Source organism: Streptomyces sp. NPDC046915 (assembly GCF_040644935.1).
Classification (GTDB): domain Bacteria; phylum Actinomycetota; class Actinomycetes; order Streptomycetales; family Streptomycetaceae; genus Streptomyces.
In genome coordinates this window covers 1-15208 of the sequence record NZ_JBEYXB010000050.1, presented here as the reverse complement: position 1 = coordinate 15208, position 15208 = coordinate 1, and the positions used below count along the sequence as shown (strand labels likewise).

At 73.0% G+C, this 15208-nt stretch carries 16 protein-coding genes and 1 riboswitch; of the genes, 7 read left to right on the top strand and 9 right to left on the bottom strand.

Features of this window, described 5'->3' with window-relative positions; translation table 11 throughout:
* Positions 1-146: 146 nt before the first annotated feature.
* From ABZ915_RS48280 to ABZ915_RS48270, 3 genes are all read right to left on the bottom strand, one after another.
* The gene (locus tag ABZ915_RS48280) at positions 147-536 is read right to left on the bottom strand and encodes a DUF3040 domain-containing protein (RefSeq protein ID WP_361817726.1); all 390 of its coding nucleotides are present in this window, start codon (positions 534-536) and stop codon (positions 147-149) included.
* Positions 537-821: 285 nt separating this feature from the next.
* The gene (locus ABZ915_RS48275; protein ID WP_361817723.1) at positions 822-1592 is read right to left on the bottom strand and encodes a methyltransferase; all 771 of its coding nucleotides are present in this window, start codon (positions 1590-1592) and stop codon (positions 822-824) included.
* An 89-nt stretch (positions 1593-1681) separates the two neighbouring features.
* The gene (locus tag ABZ915_RS48270) at positions 1682-2245 is read right to left on the bottom strand and encodes an SAV_6107 family HEPN domain-containing protein (protein ID WP_361817721.1); all 564 of its coding nucleotides are present in this window, start codon (positions 2243-2245) and stop codon (positions 1682-1684) included.
* Between the two features lie 180 nt (positions 2246-2425).
* Between ABZ915_RS48270 and ABZ915_RS48265 the strand changes: the two genes are divergently transcribed.
* The 4 genes from ABZ915_RS48265 (at position 2426) to ABZ915_RS48250 (ending at position 7848) form a co-directional block, all read left to right on the top strand.
* The gene (locus ABZ915_RS48265) at positions 2426-3220 is read left to right on the top strand and encodes an ATP-binding cassette domain-containing protein (protein ID WP_361817718.1); all 795 of its coding nucleotides are present in this window, start codon (positions 2426-2428) and stop codon (positions 3218-3220) included.
* Positions 3192-5276: a YhgE/Pip domain-containing protein gene (locus ABZ915_RS48260; protein ID WP_361817715.1), complete on the top strand. Its 2085-nt coding sequence runs from the start codon at positions 3192-3194 to the stop codon at positions 5274-5276. Before ABZ915_RS48265 ends, ABZ915_RS48260 begins: the two co-directional genes overlap by 29 nt.
* Before the next feature lie 50 nt (positions 5277-5326).
* Positions 5327-5956, top strand: coding sequence for a TetR/AcrR family transcriptional regulator (locus ABZ915_RS48255; RefSeq protein WP_361437429.1), 630 nt, complete (start codon positions 5327-5329; stop codon positions 5954-5956).
* Between the two features lie 401 nt (positions 5957-6357).
* On the top strand, positions 6358-7848 hold the full coding sequence (locus ABZ915_RS48250) for an NAD(P)/FAD-dependent oxidoreductase (RefSeq protein WP_361817712.1): 1491 nt from the start codon (positions 6358-6360) through the stop codon (positions 7846-7848).
* A gap of 19 nt (positions 7849-7867) precedes the next feature.
* Here ABZ915_RS48250 and ABZ915_RS48245 read toward each other — a convergent pair whose 3' ends face one another.
* From ABZ915_RS48245 to ABZ915_RS48220, 6 genes are all read right to left on the bottom strand, one after another.
* Complete coding sequence (locus tag ABZ915_RS48245) at positions 7868-8806, bottom strand: hypothetical protein (protein WP_361817710.1); 939 nt, start codon at positions 8804-8806, stop codon at positions 7868-7870.
* 56 nt (positions 8807-8862) lie between these two features.
* A complete protein-coding gene (metF, locus tag ABZ915_RS48240) occupies positions 8863-9786 on the bottom strand; it encodes a methylenetetrahydrofolate reductase [NAD(P)H] (RefSeq protein WP_361817708.1) in 924 nt (307 codons plus the stop codon).
* A gap of 123 nt (positions 9787-9909) precedes the next feature.
* Entirely contained in the window at positions 9910-10563 is a 654-nt protein-coding gene (gene thiE / locus ABZ915_RS48235; RefSeq protein ID WP_361817705.1) for a thiamine phosphate synthase, read from the bottom strand.
* 169 nt (positions 10564-10732) lie between these two features.
* On the bottom strand, positions 10733-11098 hold the full coding sequence (locus ABZ915_RS48230) for an Rv2175c family DNA-binding protein (protein WP_361817702.1): 366 nt from the start codon (positions 11096-11098) through the stop codon (positions 10733-10735).
* Between the two features lie 57 nt (positions 11099-11155).
* Positions 11156-12406, bottom strand: coding sequence for an FAD-dependent oxidoreductase (locus ABZ915_RS48225; protein ID WP_361817699.1), 1251 nt, complete (start codon positions 12404-12406; stop codon positions 11156-11158).
* 32 nt (positions 12407-12438) lie between these two features.
* Positions 12439-12789, bottom strand: coding sequence for a hypothetical protein (locus ABZ915_RS48220; RefSeq protein ID WP_361817696.1), 351 nt, complete (start codon positions 12787-12789; stop codon positions 12439-12441).
* 52 nt (positions 12790-12841) lie between these two features.
* Positions 12842-12953, top strand: a riboswitch (TPP riboswitch).
* Here ABZ915_RS48220 and thiO point away from each other — a divergent pair.
* The 3 genes from thiO to ABZ915_RS48205 all read left to right on the top strand — a co-directional run bounded on the left by thiO (position 12951) and on the right by ABZ915_RS48205 (position 15117).
* Positions 12951-14111, top strand: coding sequence for a glycine oxidase ThiO (thiO, locus tag ABZ915_RS48215; protein WP_361817694.1), 1161 nt, complete (start codon positions 12951-12953; stop codon positions 14109-14111). Its footprint overlaps the riboswitch before it by 3 nt.
* A complete protein-coding gene (thiS, locus tag ABZ915_RS48210) occupies positions 14108-14320 on the top strand; it encodes a sulfur carrier protein ThiS (RefSeq protein WP_361817691.1) in 213 nt (70 codons plus the stop codon). The genes thiO and thiS overlap by 4 nt, the downstream gene beginning before the upstream one ends.
* 2 nt (positions 14321-14322) lie before the next feature.
* Entirely contained in the window at positions 14323-15117 is a 795-nt protein-coding gene (locus ABZ915_RS48205) for a thiazole synthase (RefSeq protein WP_361817688.1), read from the top strand.
* Positions 15118-15208: the final 91 nt, after the last annotated feature.

Genomic DNA, 15208 nt, shown 5'->3' with positions numbered 1-15208 from the left:
CCCGCTCTGCCGTTGTGGGGCGCGGGCCCCGCGGGCCTGCGCCCCGGCGGCCTGCGGCCGCCCCCCCCGGGCCCGGGGGGCCGGGGTGGGGGGCGCCCCGGGGGGGGGCCCCGCCCCTCACATGTACGTCGGTGAACCGCCGGAGGCTAGTGGCCCTGCTCGTCGCGGCGGCGCTGCCAGCGCTGCTCGATCCTGTCCATCATGGAGCGCTTCGGGCGTCCCTGACGGCGGGCCTGCGGGGTCCCGGCGGGCTGTTCGCCCGGCTTGGGGGCCTTGCGCCAGCCGGTGACGGCGAGCACCGCGCAGCCGAGCATCACGAGGAAGCCCACCACACTGATCCAGATCTGCAGCGCGGCCATTCCGGCGATGAGGAGCGCGATACCCACGAGGAAGCCCGCGGCCGCCTGGTAGACCCGCCGCCGGGTGTACGTACGCAGCCCGCTTGCCTCGAGCGCCGACGCGAACTTGGGATCTTCGGCGTACAGCGCTCGCTCCATCTGCTCGAGCATGCGCTGCTCGTGCTCCGAGAGCGGCACGGAGTCCTCCTCATCGTGCGGTCGCCGGGGCGACCCGGGGGTCCCTTCAGGATAGGCAGGGAATCGCCCCCGTGAAACCCGCCCCTCTGCGCCAATTGGCCAACCGGGATCCGCATTGGCGGACCCGGCTCGCTGAGGCTTCCATTCCCCGGCGGCCGACCCGTCATGCCGAGCGGTCTCCCTCGATCATACGGCGCAAACCCCTCGATCGGGGGGCCTGTGGCGTACTCCATGCGCCGCCGACGCCCTGATCAGGGGCGTGCCCCTGGTTGCACACCAGGCGGTTCACGCCCCCGGCGACACCGCCGTCTCACCGAGCACGTGCAGCTGGGTGGCCACGGAGTGGAAGGCCGGGAGTTCGGCGGCCGCCGCCTCCAGCTTCAGCAGGGCGTCGAGGGCGCCGGGCTCGGTGTCCACGAGGACGCCCGGGACCAGGTCGGCGAAGACCCTGACGCCGTGCACGGCACCGACCCTGAGGCCCGCGCCCGCCACCAGCGCGGTGAGCTGCTCGGCGGTGAAGCGACGCGGCACCGGGTCGCCGGAGCCCCAGCGGCCGTCGGGGCTCTCGAGCGCCTGCTTGGCCTCCTTGAAGTGGCCCGCGAGGGCGCGGGCGAGCACCGCGCCGCCGAGCCCGGCGGCGAGCAGGCTGAGGACGCCCTCGGAGCGCAGCGCGGCCACGGCGTTGCGGACGCCCTCGGCGGGGTCGTCCACGTACTCCAGGACGCCGTGGCACAGCACCACGTCGTAACCGCCGCGCTCGACCACGTCGAACAGGCCGTGCGCGTCGCCCTGCACCCCGCGCACCCGGTCGGCGACGCCGGCCTCGGCGGCCCGGCGCTCCAGCGCGAACAGCGCGTTCGGGCTGGGGTCGACGACGGTGACGCGGTGGCCGAGGCGGGCCACGGGCACCGCGAAGTTGCCGCTGCCGCCGCCGGTGTCGAGGACGTCCAGCGAGTCCCGGCCCGTGGCCTTGAGCCGCTGGTCGAGGGCGTCCTGGAGGACCTCCCAGACCACGGCGGTACGGAGAGAGGCGCGGGGGCGCATCGGGTCCGACACGGCAGTTGACTCCTCGGGGACGCAAGGCTCGGCGAAGGCTTCAGGCGCCTTCCACCCTATTGCCTCCCGTACCGCTCGCGGTCATCGTGTCAGCCCGCGTCCGGCATCTCGCGCGGGGCGGCCGGACGGTCCGGCTCGTCGGTGTCCTGGCGGGGCTGGGGCAGGACCGGCTGGAGCACCAGCATCCGCTCGACGATGCGGACGAACATCGCCACGTCCCGTATCAGGTCGTCGGCGTCGCGGCTGCCCGCGGCGCCCTGGATACCTGCCTCGGCCCGGGCGCGGCGGGCGGCGCCGGAGGCGAACAGGGCGCTCCACTCGGTGAGTTCGGGCGCTATCTCGGGGAGCACTTCCCAGGCGCTCCGGATGCGGGCGCGGCGCCTGGTCGAGGGCTCGGGACGGCCGCGCGCGGCGAGCACGGCGGCGGCGGTGCGCAGGGCGGCGAGGTGGGCCGTCGCGTAGCGCTCGTTGGGGGTTTCGAGGACGGCGGCCTCTTCGAGTCCGGCACGGGCCTGGGCGAGCAGGTCGAGGGCGGCGGGCGGGGCCGTGGACCGGCGCAGCACGGGGTGCACGTCGCTCGCCGGTCCGGTCAGTGAGGGGGCAGGGCCGGTGGCGCGGCGCCGGCGGGCGGCGGCTGCGGAGGGGTTGGCCATGACGAACCTCCTGTCGTCTGGGTGACGGCACGCCCTGCTACGAGGTGCCGTATGTGCCCATCGTGAGGTATGGCACTGACAATCCGTTCTGACCTGGACTTTTGCTTCGATCGAAGGTTCGGGTTAGTTTTTGCACTGACCAGTCAGTTCAAAAACCATCGCAGGGGGAAGGCGGGAGCCATGGACCCGTCACAGAACAGCACCCACGGCCTCGGCGTCACAGCTCGCGACTTCGGGCTGCGCGGGCCCCGCGGCTGGGTCTTCAGAGGCGTCCGCCTGGACGCGGAGCCCGGGTCGCTGATCGCGGTCGAGGGGCCCTCCGGCTCCGGCCGTACGTGTCTGCTGCTCGCGCTCACGGGACGTATGAAGCCCACGGAGGGAACGGCCACCGTCGGCGGGCTCGAACTCCCGCGGCGGATGTCCGCCCTGCGCCGGGTCAGCGCCCTGGCCAACGTCGCCGGGGTCACCGACCTCGACCCGGCCCTCACCGTCGGCGAGCACCTGCGCGAACGGGCGCTGCTGCAAAGGCGTTTCGGGGGTTCCCTGCGCCGGCTGCTGCGGCCCCGGGCGGAACGGGCCGGCGAGGCCCGGCGGCGGACCGAGAGCGCGCTGGCCGCCGCGGGGCTCGACCCGGACACCCTGCCCAAGGGCGCCAGGACGGCCGTACGGGATCTGGAGCGGCTGGAGGCGCTGCGCCTGTCCGTCGCCCTGGCCCTCGTCGGCGACCCCCGGCTGCTCGCCGTGGACGACACCGACCTCAAGCTCTCCGACGCCGAGCGGGCCGAGGCGCACGCGCTGCTGGCATCCGTCGCGGCGGCCGGGACGACGGTCGTGGCGGTGTACGCCGAGGCCCCCGAGGGCGCGGTGACCGTCTCCACCCGGCCCGTCGAAGCCACCGGGACCCGGGACGAAGAAGTCACCGACGACGAAGCGAAGGAGGCGGCCGATGCGCTCGCCGAAACTGGCCGCGCTTGAGCTCAGGCGCTTCGGCCGGGGCAAGCTCCCCCGCGCCGCCCTGGTCGCGCTCCTCGTGCTGCCCCTGCTGTACGGCGCCCTGTACCTGTGGTCCTTCTGGGACCCGTACGGCCGCCTCGACCGCATCCCCGTGGCCCTGGTGAACGACGACAAGGGGGCGACCGCGAGCGGGAGGAAGCTCGCGGCGGGCGACGACATCGTCGACGGACTGCGCGACAGCCGGACCTTCGAATGGCACGAGGTGAGCGCCGCCGAGGCCCGCAGGGGCGTCGAGGACGGCACCTATTACCTGTCGCTGACCATGCCCGCCGACTTCAGCCGGCGCATCGCCTCCAGCTCGGGCGACTCCCCCGAGACGAGCGCCCTTCAGGTGCGGACGAACGACGCGAACAACTACATCGTCGGGCAGATATCCCGGACGGTGTTCAGCGAGGTACGGACGGCCGCTTCCACCAAGGCCTCCCGGCAGTTCCTGGACCGGATCTTCATCTCCTTCTCCGACATCCACGGCAAGACCGAGACGGCCGCCAAGGGCGCCGACAAGCTCGAAGGGGGCATCGGGAAGGCGGAGAAGGGCTCCAAGGACCTCGCCGACGGGCTGAAGGACGCCAAGAGCGGCAGCGGCAAGCTGGCCAAGGGCCTGAAGAAGCTCGACACGGGGGCGGGCGACCTTCAGGACGGCTCGCGGCAGGTCGCCGACGGCACCCAGACCCTCGCCGACAAGGTCAACGGGGTCTACGAGAAGACCGGCCCCTTCGTGAAGGCCAACGAGAAGACCATCGGGGACACCGCCCAGCTCGTCGCCGACTCGGCGAAGACGGTCCGCGACAACCTCGACGTCCTGGTGAAGACGGCACCGGCCGCCGCCAAGGCCGCCCACGCGGCCTCCACCACGCTGGACGAGGTCTACAAGACGCACTGCGAGACGGCGCTGCTGCCCGACGACGTCTGCCCCGACCTGAAGAAGGCGAAGACGGCGGCCTCCGACGTGGCCACGGTCGCCGACGACCTCAACACGCTGATCGCCGACCAGGACGGCGACCTGAAGACGCTGCGCACGAACCTCGGCACGCTCCAGCAGCAGGCCCAGGCGCTCGCCGACCGCGCCCCGCACCTCTCCGAGGACCTCGACGACGCCGTGTCCCGCGTCAACAAGCTGAACGAGGGCGCGGGCAAGGTCGCCGCGGGCGCCAAGAAGCTGCACACCGGACTCGGCACCGCGAAGACCGGCGCGACCAAGCTCGACACGGGCATCGGCACGGCCGAGTCGGGCGCCGAGACCCTCAGCGGTGGCATGTACAAGCTCGTCGACGGCTCCGGGAAGCTGGCCGGCGGACTGCACGACGGGGCGAAGAAGATCCCCGACTACGGCAAGCGGGACCGCGACGAGCGCACCGGGGTCATGGCCGACCCGGTCCAGCTCGCCTCCAGGGACCTGCACCACGCGCCGAACTACGGCACCGGGTTCGCCCCGTACTTCATCCCGCTGTCCCTGTGGGTGGGCGCCATGGTGGCGTACATGCTGATCCCGCCGCTCAACCGGCGTGCCCTCGCGGCCGGCTCGTCCGCCTGGCGGACCGCGCTGGCGGGCTGGCTGCCGGTGGCCGCGATCGGGGTGCTCCAGACGGCCGCACTGATGTCCGTCCTGCACTGGGCGATCGGCCTGGAGATGACCCGGGCGGCCGGGACGGTGGGCTTCCTGTTCCTGGTGGCGGCCTGCTTCGGGGCGATCGTGCAGTGGCTGAACGCGCGCTTCGGCGCGGCCGGCCGGATCCTGGTGCTCGCCCTGCTGATGCTCCAGCTGACCTCCGCGGGCGGTACCTACCCGGTGCAGACCAGTCCCCGCTTCTTCGACGCGATCCACCCCTTCCTGCCGATGAGCTACGTCGTGCAGGCACTGCGCAGGCTCATCACGGGCGGGGGCCTCGGCCCGGTGTGGCTGGCCTGCGGCGTGCTGACGGCGTTCACCGCGGGCGCCCTCGCGCTCACCGCGCTGTCGGCCCGCCGCCACCAGGTGTGGACCCTGGACCGGCTGCATCCCGAGCTGAGCCTGTGACCTCCCCTTTCGTGCCCCGTTCGGACGCCGTTCCTGTGAGAATCGACGCCATGGAAAGCAGCAGCGCCACGTCGGGTGGCAGCACGCGCCGCGAGGCCACCCGGCAGAAGCTCTACGAGGCTGCCGTCACGCTCATCGCCGAACAGGGCTTCTCCGCCACCACGGTGGACGAGATCGCCGAGCGTGCCGGGGTCGCGAAGGGCACGGTCTACTACAACTTCGCGAGCAAGTCGGTTCTCTTCGAGGAGTTGCTGCGGCACGGCGTCGGCCTCCTCACCGCGTCCCTGCGCGAGGCGGCCGAGCGGACGGCACGCGAGGGCGGCAGCAGGGTCGACGCCCTGGACGCGATGGTCCGGGCCGGGCTGGTCTTCATCGACCGCTATCCGGCCTTCACCCAGCTGTACGTGGCCGAGCTGTGGCGCACCAACCGCGCCTGGCAGTCCACGCTGATGGTGGTCCGGCAGGAGGCCGTCGCCGTCGTGGAGGGCGTGCTGCGCGAGGGCGTGGCGAACGGCGAGTTCAGCGAGGAGATCGACGTGCAGCTGACCGCGGCCGCGCTGGTCGGCATGGTGCTGGTGGCCGCGCTGGACTGGAAGTCGTTCCAGCCGGAGCGGTCCCTGGACGACGTCCACGCGGCGCTGTCCCGGCTGCTCCAGGGGCGGGTCAGCGGGAAGGGCTGAGCCGGCGCCCCGGCAGCAGCCGCACGCGTGCGTGCACGGAAAAGCGCCGGTCCGTCGTGGCCGCGTCCCCCGCGGGCCACCTCGAACCGGCGCTTCCTTCGTGCTCCCCCGTACGTCCCCCCGTGGGCCCCCGTTCGGTCGTCCCCCGGGTACCCCCCGTGCCTCGCTTCCGCCGACGGAATCGGCGGAAGGAGCGGATCGAGGGCCGCTCCGTTCCGGCGCCCCGTGTCGCCGGTGCCGGAGCCGCGCCCCTTCTCCGTGCCTCCACTCTCTCGTTCGCGCAGGTGGCAGCCCATCCGTGCGCGTACTCATCTCATGCACTAGGTACGGATACTCAGCCCTGCGCGCTCATCCCCAGCCCGTGGCCGGGATTGTCGGTGGCGGTCGCTAAGGTCGCAGGCATGGCACGGATTGCGGTGATCGGCGCCGGGATGGGCGCGATGGCGGCCGCCGCCCGGCTGGCCGTCGCGGGCCACCGGGTGGCGGTGTACGAGCGTACGGAGACGTACGGCGGTGCGGTGCGCCGGTTCGAGCGGGACGGGTTCCGCTTCGACACCGGCCCCGGACTGCTGCCCCTGCCCGCGGTCTACCGCGACCTGTTCGTCAAGACCGGCAAGGAGCCGCTGGAGGCCTGCGTCGAGCTGGTGCAGGTCGACCCGTCGTCCCGGCACGTCTTCGCGGACGGCACCGAGGTGTCGTTGCCGAACGCCTCGCGCGCGGGTGTCGTCACCGCCCTGGACGAAGCACTGGGCGCGGGCGCGGGCGGGCGCTGGGGGGACTTCCTGGTGCGGGCGCGCGAGGCCTGGGACCGCACCCGGCGTCCGCTGCTGGAAGAGCCCCTGTGGCCGAACTGGCGCGTGCTGGCCGAGCGTGAGCCCTACCCCGCCGTTCCGCACAAGCGGCTGCTGCGCACCCGCCGGGCCACCACGCTCGCCGAGGTCGGGGAGTGGGAGCTGCGCGACCCGCGTCTCGCGGCGCTCCTGGAGAGCCACGCGCTCGCCCACGGCCTCGATCCCCGGCTGGCTCCGGCGAGCGCGGCGGTGCTGCCCTATCTGGAGCACGCCTTCGGCACCTGGTATGTGCGCGGCGGCATACGGGAGTTGGCGCGCGCGGTGTACGAGCGGTGCCTGGCCCGCCGGGTGGAGTTCGCCTTCGGCGCGGAGGTCACCGGCATCCTGGAGAAGGACGGCCGGGCGGCGGGGGTGGAGTTCGCTGGGGGCACCTCCCCGGCTTTCGGCTCTGGGGGAGGGACGGTGGCCGAGGCCGACCACGTCGTGGCGGACGTGGACCCGGTGCGGCTGCGGGGCCTGACGGGGCATCCGCTGGACGCGGACGGGGATGTGCGCGCGGAGACCGTGCCGCCCCGTACGGGCCGGTTCACCGTGCTGCTGGCGCTGCGCGGCGAGCGCGAGCCCGGTGCCGCGCACCGCACGGTCGTGCACGCGCCGGACCCCGCGCGGCCCACGGTGACCGTGCTGCGGCCCGACGACCCCTCCTCGCGTCCGGAGGGCGGGTACGAGTCGGTGGTCGTCCAGGCCATGGTGCCGACGGAGGCGGGCTGGGAGCAGGAGAGCACGGTCCGGCGTTTCACCGGCCTCGTCCTGGACGCCGCCGGGGCCGCTGTTCCCGGCCTGCGCGAGCGGCTGATCTGGCACGAGGTGCGGACGCCCGGTGACACCGCGGCCGAGACGGGTTCCGGGGCCGTCCCCGCTCCCGCGCTCGCCGCGGCGGACGGCCGCTTCCTGCATCCGGCGAACACCACACGCCTGCCGGGCCTGTACCGGGTGGGCGGCTGGTCACACCCCGGCGGTGGACTCCCCCACGCCGGGATGTCCGGCGCGCTGGTGGCGGGGCTGATCGTGGAGGGGCCGGACTTCCGCGGCTCGCAGTGAGTCCCTCGAGCGGTGAGGCTCAGAATCGGTACTGCTCGTCGAACCCGTTCCCCTGCTGCTGACCGCCCGTCTGGTAGGGGTACGGCTGCTCGGTGGGGAGTTCACCGCCGTAGGACCCGTCGGTGCGCTGCTGCGGGACCCAGACGCCGTCCGCGGGGGTCTCGCCGTAGCCGCCGGTGCCGTACTGGCCCTGGCTCTGGCCCTGGCCGTAACCCTGCTGGTCGTACTGCTGGCCGCCGTACGTCTGGTCGTAACCGGTTCCGCCGTAGGGGTCGGAGTAGCCGCTGTACTGCTGCTGGCCGCCGGCCTCGTAGCCGTACTGCTGCTGCTGGCCGTAGCCGGAGTAGTCGTACGCGTACGACTGGTCGGTGCCCTGGGCGGCCGTCGCGTAGGTGTCCTGCTGGGCGGCGGACGGTTGGGCGGAGCCCGAGAAGGAGTCGCCGTATATGCCGTACGTACCGGTCTCGTCCGGCATGGGCTGCGGCTCGTAGACCGCGGTGGTCTCGGCGGCCGTGGGCCCGGCGGAGCGGGCGGCGGGGTTGAAGACGTCGTCGCGGTCGTAGTCGTCGCCGTAGCCGGGGCTGTCGTCGCCGTAGCCGGCCGCCCGCGCGCCCTGGAGGTCGGAGACCTCCAGGGCCGGGTCCTGGGGCTCGGGTTCGCCGCGGCGGCGCTTGCTCTTGCTCTTGCCGGTGGCGCCGGGCTCCGGACGGCTGACCGCCCAGCCCGCGGCGAAGCCGCGGCGGAACGACAGCGTGACGTAGGTCTGCCCGACCGCGAAGGCGGCCGCGCCCAGGCCGATGACCGGCACGGACGGGATCAGCACACCGAGCACGACACCGAGGAAGCCGACGAAGGCGAGCAGCCGCCAGCGCAGCCGCGCCTTGTACTGAAGCAGCACCTCACCGAGCAACCACAGCGCGACGATGCCGAACGCGATGTAGAGGACCGTCCAGCCCATGTACGCCCCTCTCCCAGTGGCCGCTACGCAGTGTGTCGTATCGCGGGGCGGCCGGTCTAGGCCTGCGGGGGATGGTGCAGGCCCAGGTTCTCGTAGATTTCCAGCGTCGCCGTGGAGTTGTTGAGCGTGATGAAGTGCAGTCCGGGCACTCCCTCGGACAGCAACCGTGCGCAGAACTCCGTGGCGAATTCGATACCAATGGAGCGTACCGCCGCCGGATCGTCTTTGGCTGTGAGGATCCGCTCTTTCAGGGCGGACGGGAACACGGCGTTGCTGAGCTTCGGCAACCGTTGCAGCATCTTCACGCTGGTCACCGGCAGGACCTCGGGGATGACCGGGGTCTCGCAGCCCGCCGCGGCCACCCGGTCACGCAGGCGCAGGTAGGACTCCGGCCGGAAGAACATCTGCGTGATGGCGTAGTCGGCGCCGGCCCGGCACTTGTCGACGAAGTGCGTGACGTCGGTGTCCCATTCTGAGGAGCGCGGGTGCATCTCCGGGAACGCGGCGACGCCCACGCAGAAGTCGCCCGACTCCTTGATGAGCTGGACCAGCTCGGCCGCGTAGGTCAGGCCCTTGGGGTGCGGCACCCAGTCACCCATCGGGTCGCCGGGCGGGTCACCGCGCACGGCCAGCATGTTGCGGATCCCGGCGTCCGCGTACTGGCCGATGATGTTGCGCAGTTCGGCGATGGAGTGGTCGACCGCGGTGAGGTGGGCGACCGGCGTCAGCGTGGTGTCGACGACGATCTGCTCGGTCTCCTTGACCGTGGTGGCGCGCGTGGAGCCGCCGGCGCCGTACGTCACGGAGACGAAGTCCGGCGCCACCGCCTCGACCCGGCGCAGCGCGTTCCAGAGGTTCCGCTCGCCCTGGGGGGTCTTGGGCGCGTAGAACTCGAAGGAGTACGTCGTTTTGCCGGTGCCGAGGATGTCACGCACCGTACGCGCGCGATCGGACCTGGTTGATGCGGTTCCGAGGGCCATACCGGCAGGTTAGCCAGGGGCGGCCGGTCCCCCAACCGGGGTTCGGTTATTTGCCCGAATTGCCGGGCCGTTGTCCATCCCTTGGACACAGGTGGACGCTGGTGGACCCCGGTGGGCGCCGCGTCACGCCTGCCGGAGCCGCTTGGCGAACTCCGCCGCCGCCGCTCCCGGGTCCGGGGCCTCCGTGATCGCCCGTACGACGACCACCCTGCGGGCCCCCGCGTCCAGGACCTCGTCGAGGTTGCCCAGGTCGATGCCGCCGATGGCGAACCAGGGACGGTCGGTGCCCAGCGCGGCGGTGTGCCGGACCAGGTCGAGGCCGGGGGCGTGCCGGCCGGGCTTGGTGGGGGTGGGCCAGCACGGGCCGGTGCAGAAGTAGTCGACGCCCTCCTGGACGGCGGCGGCCTCCGCCTCGGCCTCGGCGTGCGTGGAACGGCCTATGAGGACGTCCGCGCCGAGGATCGCGCGGGCCGCGGGGACCGGGAGGTCGCCCTGGCCGAGGTGGAGCACGTCCGAGGCGACGGCGTGGGCGATGTCCGCGCGGTCGTTGACCGCGAGCAGCTTGCCGTGCCGGGCGCAGGCGTCGGCGAGGACCGCGAGGTGCTCCAGTTCCTCGGCCGCCTCCATGCCCTTGTCCCGCAGCTGCACGATGTCCACACCGCCGGCCAGTACCGCGTCGAGGAACTCGGCGAGGTCGCCCTGCCGCTTCCGGGCGTCCGTGCACAGGTAGAGCCGGGCGTCGGCGAGGCGCCCCCGGGCGGTGGCGGTGTCGGACATGCGTGGGTCCCCCCGTTGTCGGTGCGCGGTCGGCGGCGTACGGGCCGATGGCCGGGCCGGTCACCGGCCGCCCGCTCCCCCAGGGGTGCGGGCGGACGTGACTCACCGCGGCCGGGGCCCCGGGGCCGCGGCCCGTACGCCGGACGGTGTTCGGTTCGGATGGTCCGGGTCAGACGGCGAGCGCCTGGGCGCGGCGCTTCACCTCCGTGCCGCGATTCTCGCTCAGGGCCTGTGCGGGGGTGCCGGGGAGGCTGGGGTCCGGGGTGAAGAGCCATTCCAGCATCTCTTCGTCGGTGAAGCCGTCGTCCCTGAGGAGCGTCAAGGTCCCGGACAGGCCCTTGACGACCTTGTCCCCGTCGATGAAGGCGGCGGGGACGTGCAGCGCCCGGTTCTCACCACGGCGTACGGCGATGAGCTGGCCCTCCTTGACCAGCTGCCGCACACGTGTCACCTCGACGCCGAGCTGTTCGGCGATGTCGGGCAGGTTCAGCCAGGCGGGGACGAGAGCATCGATCTTCGCGTCAATCTCGGTCACGGGATCTAGCCTGCCATCTGCCACTGACACTCGGAAGTCAGGGCGGTCCACCCGGGGCTATTTGCCAGGTCCCGGGCCCGGTGCCGTGGCGCTCTTCAGGGGCCTCGCCGGGTCGGCCAGTATCTCCGGCCGCATCGGTGTGCCCGCCTCGATCAGCCGTCGTCCCTGGGCCAGGTCCCTCGGGCGTCCCACGGCGAGCAGGGCCACCAGCCGGTCCTCCTTCAGCCAGCAGACCGTCCACGCGGGGCCGGCCGGATCGCCGCGCCACAGGGTGCGGTCGGCCGCGCCGTGGTGACCGGCGTACTGGACGAAGCGGCCGAACTGCTCGGACCAGAAGTACGGCACGGGGTCGTAGACCGCGGGGGTCTCGCCCATGATGTTCGCGGCGACCGTGCGCGGGCCCTGGAGGGCGTTGTCCCAGTGGTGGACGAGCAGTCGTTCCCCGTACCGGCGGGAGGGGAAGGAGGCGCAGTCGCCGACCGCGTACACGTCCGGGGCGGAGGTCCGCAGGTGCTCGTCGGCCACCACCTCGCCGTGCGCGCCGAGTTCGATGCCGGAGCCGGCCAGCCACGCCGTGGCGGGGCGGGCGCCGATGCCGACGACGACGGCGCCCGCGGGCACCCGCGAGCCGTCGTCGAGCACCACCGCGCCCGGCTCGACGCGCTCCACGCGCGCGTGGGTGCGCAACACGGCGCCGCTGTCGGCGTACCAGGACACCATCGGCGCGGCCACCTCGGCCGGGAGCGCGCCGGCGAGGGGGCGGTCCGCCGCCTCCACGACCGTCACCGCACAGCCCGCCTCACGGGCCGCCGTGGCGAACTCGGCGCCGATCCAGCCCGCGCCGACGACCACGATGTCGTGCTGCCGGGCGAGTACCGGCCGCAGCCGTTCGGCGTCGTCGAGGGTGCGCAGCAGGTGCACGCCGGAGACGCCCTCCGTGCCGGGCAGCCGGACCGGTTCGGCGCCGGTGGCCAGGACCAGGACGTCGTACGGTTCGGGCCCCGCCTCGGTGTCGACCTCGTGGTCGCCCGGACGCACGCCCAGCGCCTCGCGGCCGAGGAGGAGTTCGATGCCGAGCGCGTCGAAGTCGACGTCGAAGGCGGAACCCTCGGCCTTGCCCAGCAGCACGGCCTTGGACAGCGGGGGCCGGTCGTACGGCTGGTGGGGTTCGGCGCCGATCAGCGCCACGGTGCCCCGGAAGCTCTGTTCGCGCAGGGCGACCGCGGTCTGCACCCCGGCCATGCCCGCGCCGACGACGACCACGCGCCGCGCCTGTGACGTGCCCTGTTCCCGCGTCTGCTCGCTCACTCGATCACCATAGTCAACTGACTGTTCGTCAGTCAGGGGGCGTGCTCAGTGACCTGCTCCACAACGCTCGTACCCGCTCCGGGCTGCGATTCCCATTCCCAGGTCTCCTCCAGCCGCACCCGGCCGTCGGACAGCTCGACGACGGTGGACGCGCAGTGTCCGCAGGAGGTGGTGCCGTCCCGCTTCAGCTGCACGTACCGGAAGTCCAGCCGGTCCCCTTCCCGGGTGCCCACCAGAGACCCGCGTATGACATCGCCGCCCGCGTACTCGGCCCAGATCTCGCCGTTCTTCTCGTGGTACGCGAACCGGGTGCGCGTCCCCACCTGCCCCGGGGCCTGGTCCGCTACGGGGGCGAGGATCAGACCGTCGAGCGAGCGGGCCATCGGCGGAGGCCTCCTTACGAGTCGGTGCGCTGCGGGCTAGGGTGGCCACCGTACAAGCACTCGCGGGAGCCCGGACGCACCGGGCTGAGAGGGAGGCTGGCGGCCTCCGACCGTACGAACCTGATCCGGGTCATGCCGGCGAAGGGAGGGGCTGGACGCCCATGTCGTCACGTACGTCCGACGTCCTCGTCATCGGGGGCGGGATCATCGGCCTGGTCACGGCCTGGCGGGCCGCGCAGCGCGGCCTGAGCACGGCCGTGGTGGACCCCGAGCCCGGCGGCGGGGCCGCTCAGGTGGCGGCCGGGATGCTCGCCGCCGTCACGGAGCTGCACCACGGCGAGCAGCGGCTGCTCGGCCTGAACCTGGCGTCGGCCCGCCGCTATCCGGACTTCGCGGCCGAGCTGACCGAGCTCACCGGCCTCGACCTCGGCTACCGCAGATGCGGCACGCTCGCCGTCGCGCTGGACGCCGACGACCGCGCCCACCTGCGCGAGCTGCACGCCCTTCAGCACCGGTCGGGCCTGGAGTCGGAATGGCTGTCGGGGCGGGAGTGCCGCCGCCTCGAACCGTTGCTGGCGCCGGGGGTGCGCGGGGGGCTGCGGGTGGACGGCGACCACCAGATCGACCCGCGCCGGCTGTCGGCCGCGCTGGTCGCCGCGTGCGAGCGGGCCGGGGTGGTCTTCCACCGGGTGTGGGCCGAACGCTTCGACGTCGCAGGGGACCGGGCGGCCGGCGTCACCGCCTCGGACGGCTGCGTGCTGCGCGCGGGCCAGGTGGTGCTGGCCGCCGGGAGCCTGAGCGGGCGGCTCGCGGGCCTGCCCGAGGACCTGCTGCCGCCGGTGCGGCCGGTGAAGGGGCAGGTGGTGCGGCTCGCCGTGCCGGAGCGGTACGCACCGTTCCTCAGCCGGACCGTACGGGCCGTGGTCCGCGGCAGCCATGTCTACCTGGTGCCCCGGGAGAACGGCGAGCTGGTCGTCGGGGCCACCAGCGAGGAGCTGGGCTGGGACACCACGGTGACCGCGGGCGGGGTGTACCAGCTGCTGCGCGACGCGCACGAGCTGGTGCCCGGCATCACCGAGCTGCCGCTCACGGAGACCCGGGCCGGCCTGCGCCCCGGCTCGCCCGACAACGCGCCGCTGCTCGGCCCGACCGGTCTGGACGGCCTGCTGCTGGCCACCGGGCACTACCGCAACGGCGTACTGCTCACGCCCGTCACCGGGGACGCCCTGGCGCACGCCCTGACCACCGGTGAACTGCCCGAGGAAGCCCGCCCGTTCACCCTCAAGCGCTTCAGCACGGCACTCACGGAGCAGCCCGTATGAACAACCCGGTCACCATTTCCGTCAACGGAGAGCGCCGGGAGGTCGCCCCCGGCACCGCTCTCGACACTCTCGTCGAGTCCCTCACCGCGGCGCCGCGCGGCGTGGCTGCCGCGCTCAACGAAACCGTCGTCCCGCGCGCGCAGTGGCCCGCCACGGCTCTGGCCGAGGGTGACCGCGTCGAAGTCCTCACCGCCGTCCAGGGAGGCTGACCATGGCCGACGACCCCTTCGTCCTCGGCGGTACGTCCTTCACGTCCCGCCTGATCATGGGTACGGGCGGTGCGCCCAGCCTGGAGGTGCTGGAGCGGGCGCTGGTCGCCTCCGGCACGGAGCTGACGACCGTGGCGATGCGGCGGGTGGACCCCGGTGTGCACGGCTCGGTGCTGTCGGTGCTGGAGCGGCTCGGCATCCGGGTGCTGCCGAACACGGCGGGGTGCTTCACCGCCGGGGAGGCCGTGCTCACCGCCCGGCTGGCACGGGAAGCACTGGGCGGCGATCTGGTGAAGCTGGAGGTCATCGCCGACGAGCGCACGCTGCTGCCGGATCCGATCGAGACGCTGGAGGCGGCGGAGACGCTGGTCGACGACGGGTTCACGGTGCTGCCGTACACCAATGACGATCCCGTGCTGGCGCGGAAGCTGGAGGACGTGGGCTGTGCGGCGATCATGCCGCTGGGGTCGCCGATCGGGTCCGGGCTGGGGATCCGCAATCCGCACAACTTCCAGCTGATCGTCGAGCACGCGCGCGTGCCGGTGATCCTGGACGCGGGCGCCGGTACGGCCTCGGACGTGGCGCTGGCGATGGAGCTGGGGTGTGCGGGGGTGATGCTGGCCTCGGCCGTCACTCGGGCGCAGGAGCCGGTTCTGATGGCGGAGGCGATGCGGCGGGCGGTCGAGGCCGGGCGGCTGGCGCGGCGGGCGGGGCGGATCCCTCGGCGGCACTTCGCCTCGGCGTCCTCTCCTGCGGAGGGCTTGGCTGTGCTTGATCCGGAGCGGCCCGCTTTCTAGGGTCCGTCTTCAAACGGATCTTGCCCAGAGCAGGAATGACGCGAGACTGACCGCTGCTTCGTAGGAGGTGGCGGTCTTGTCGTATCTGGTG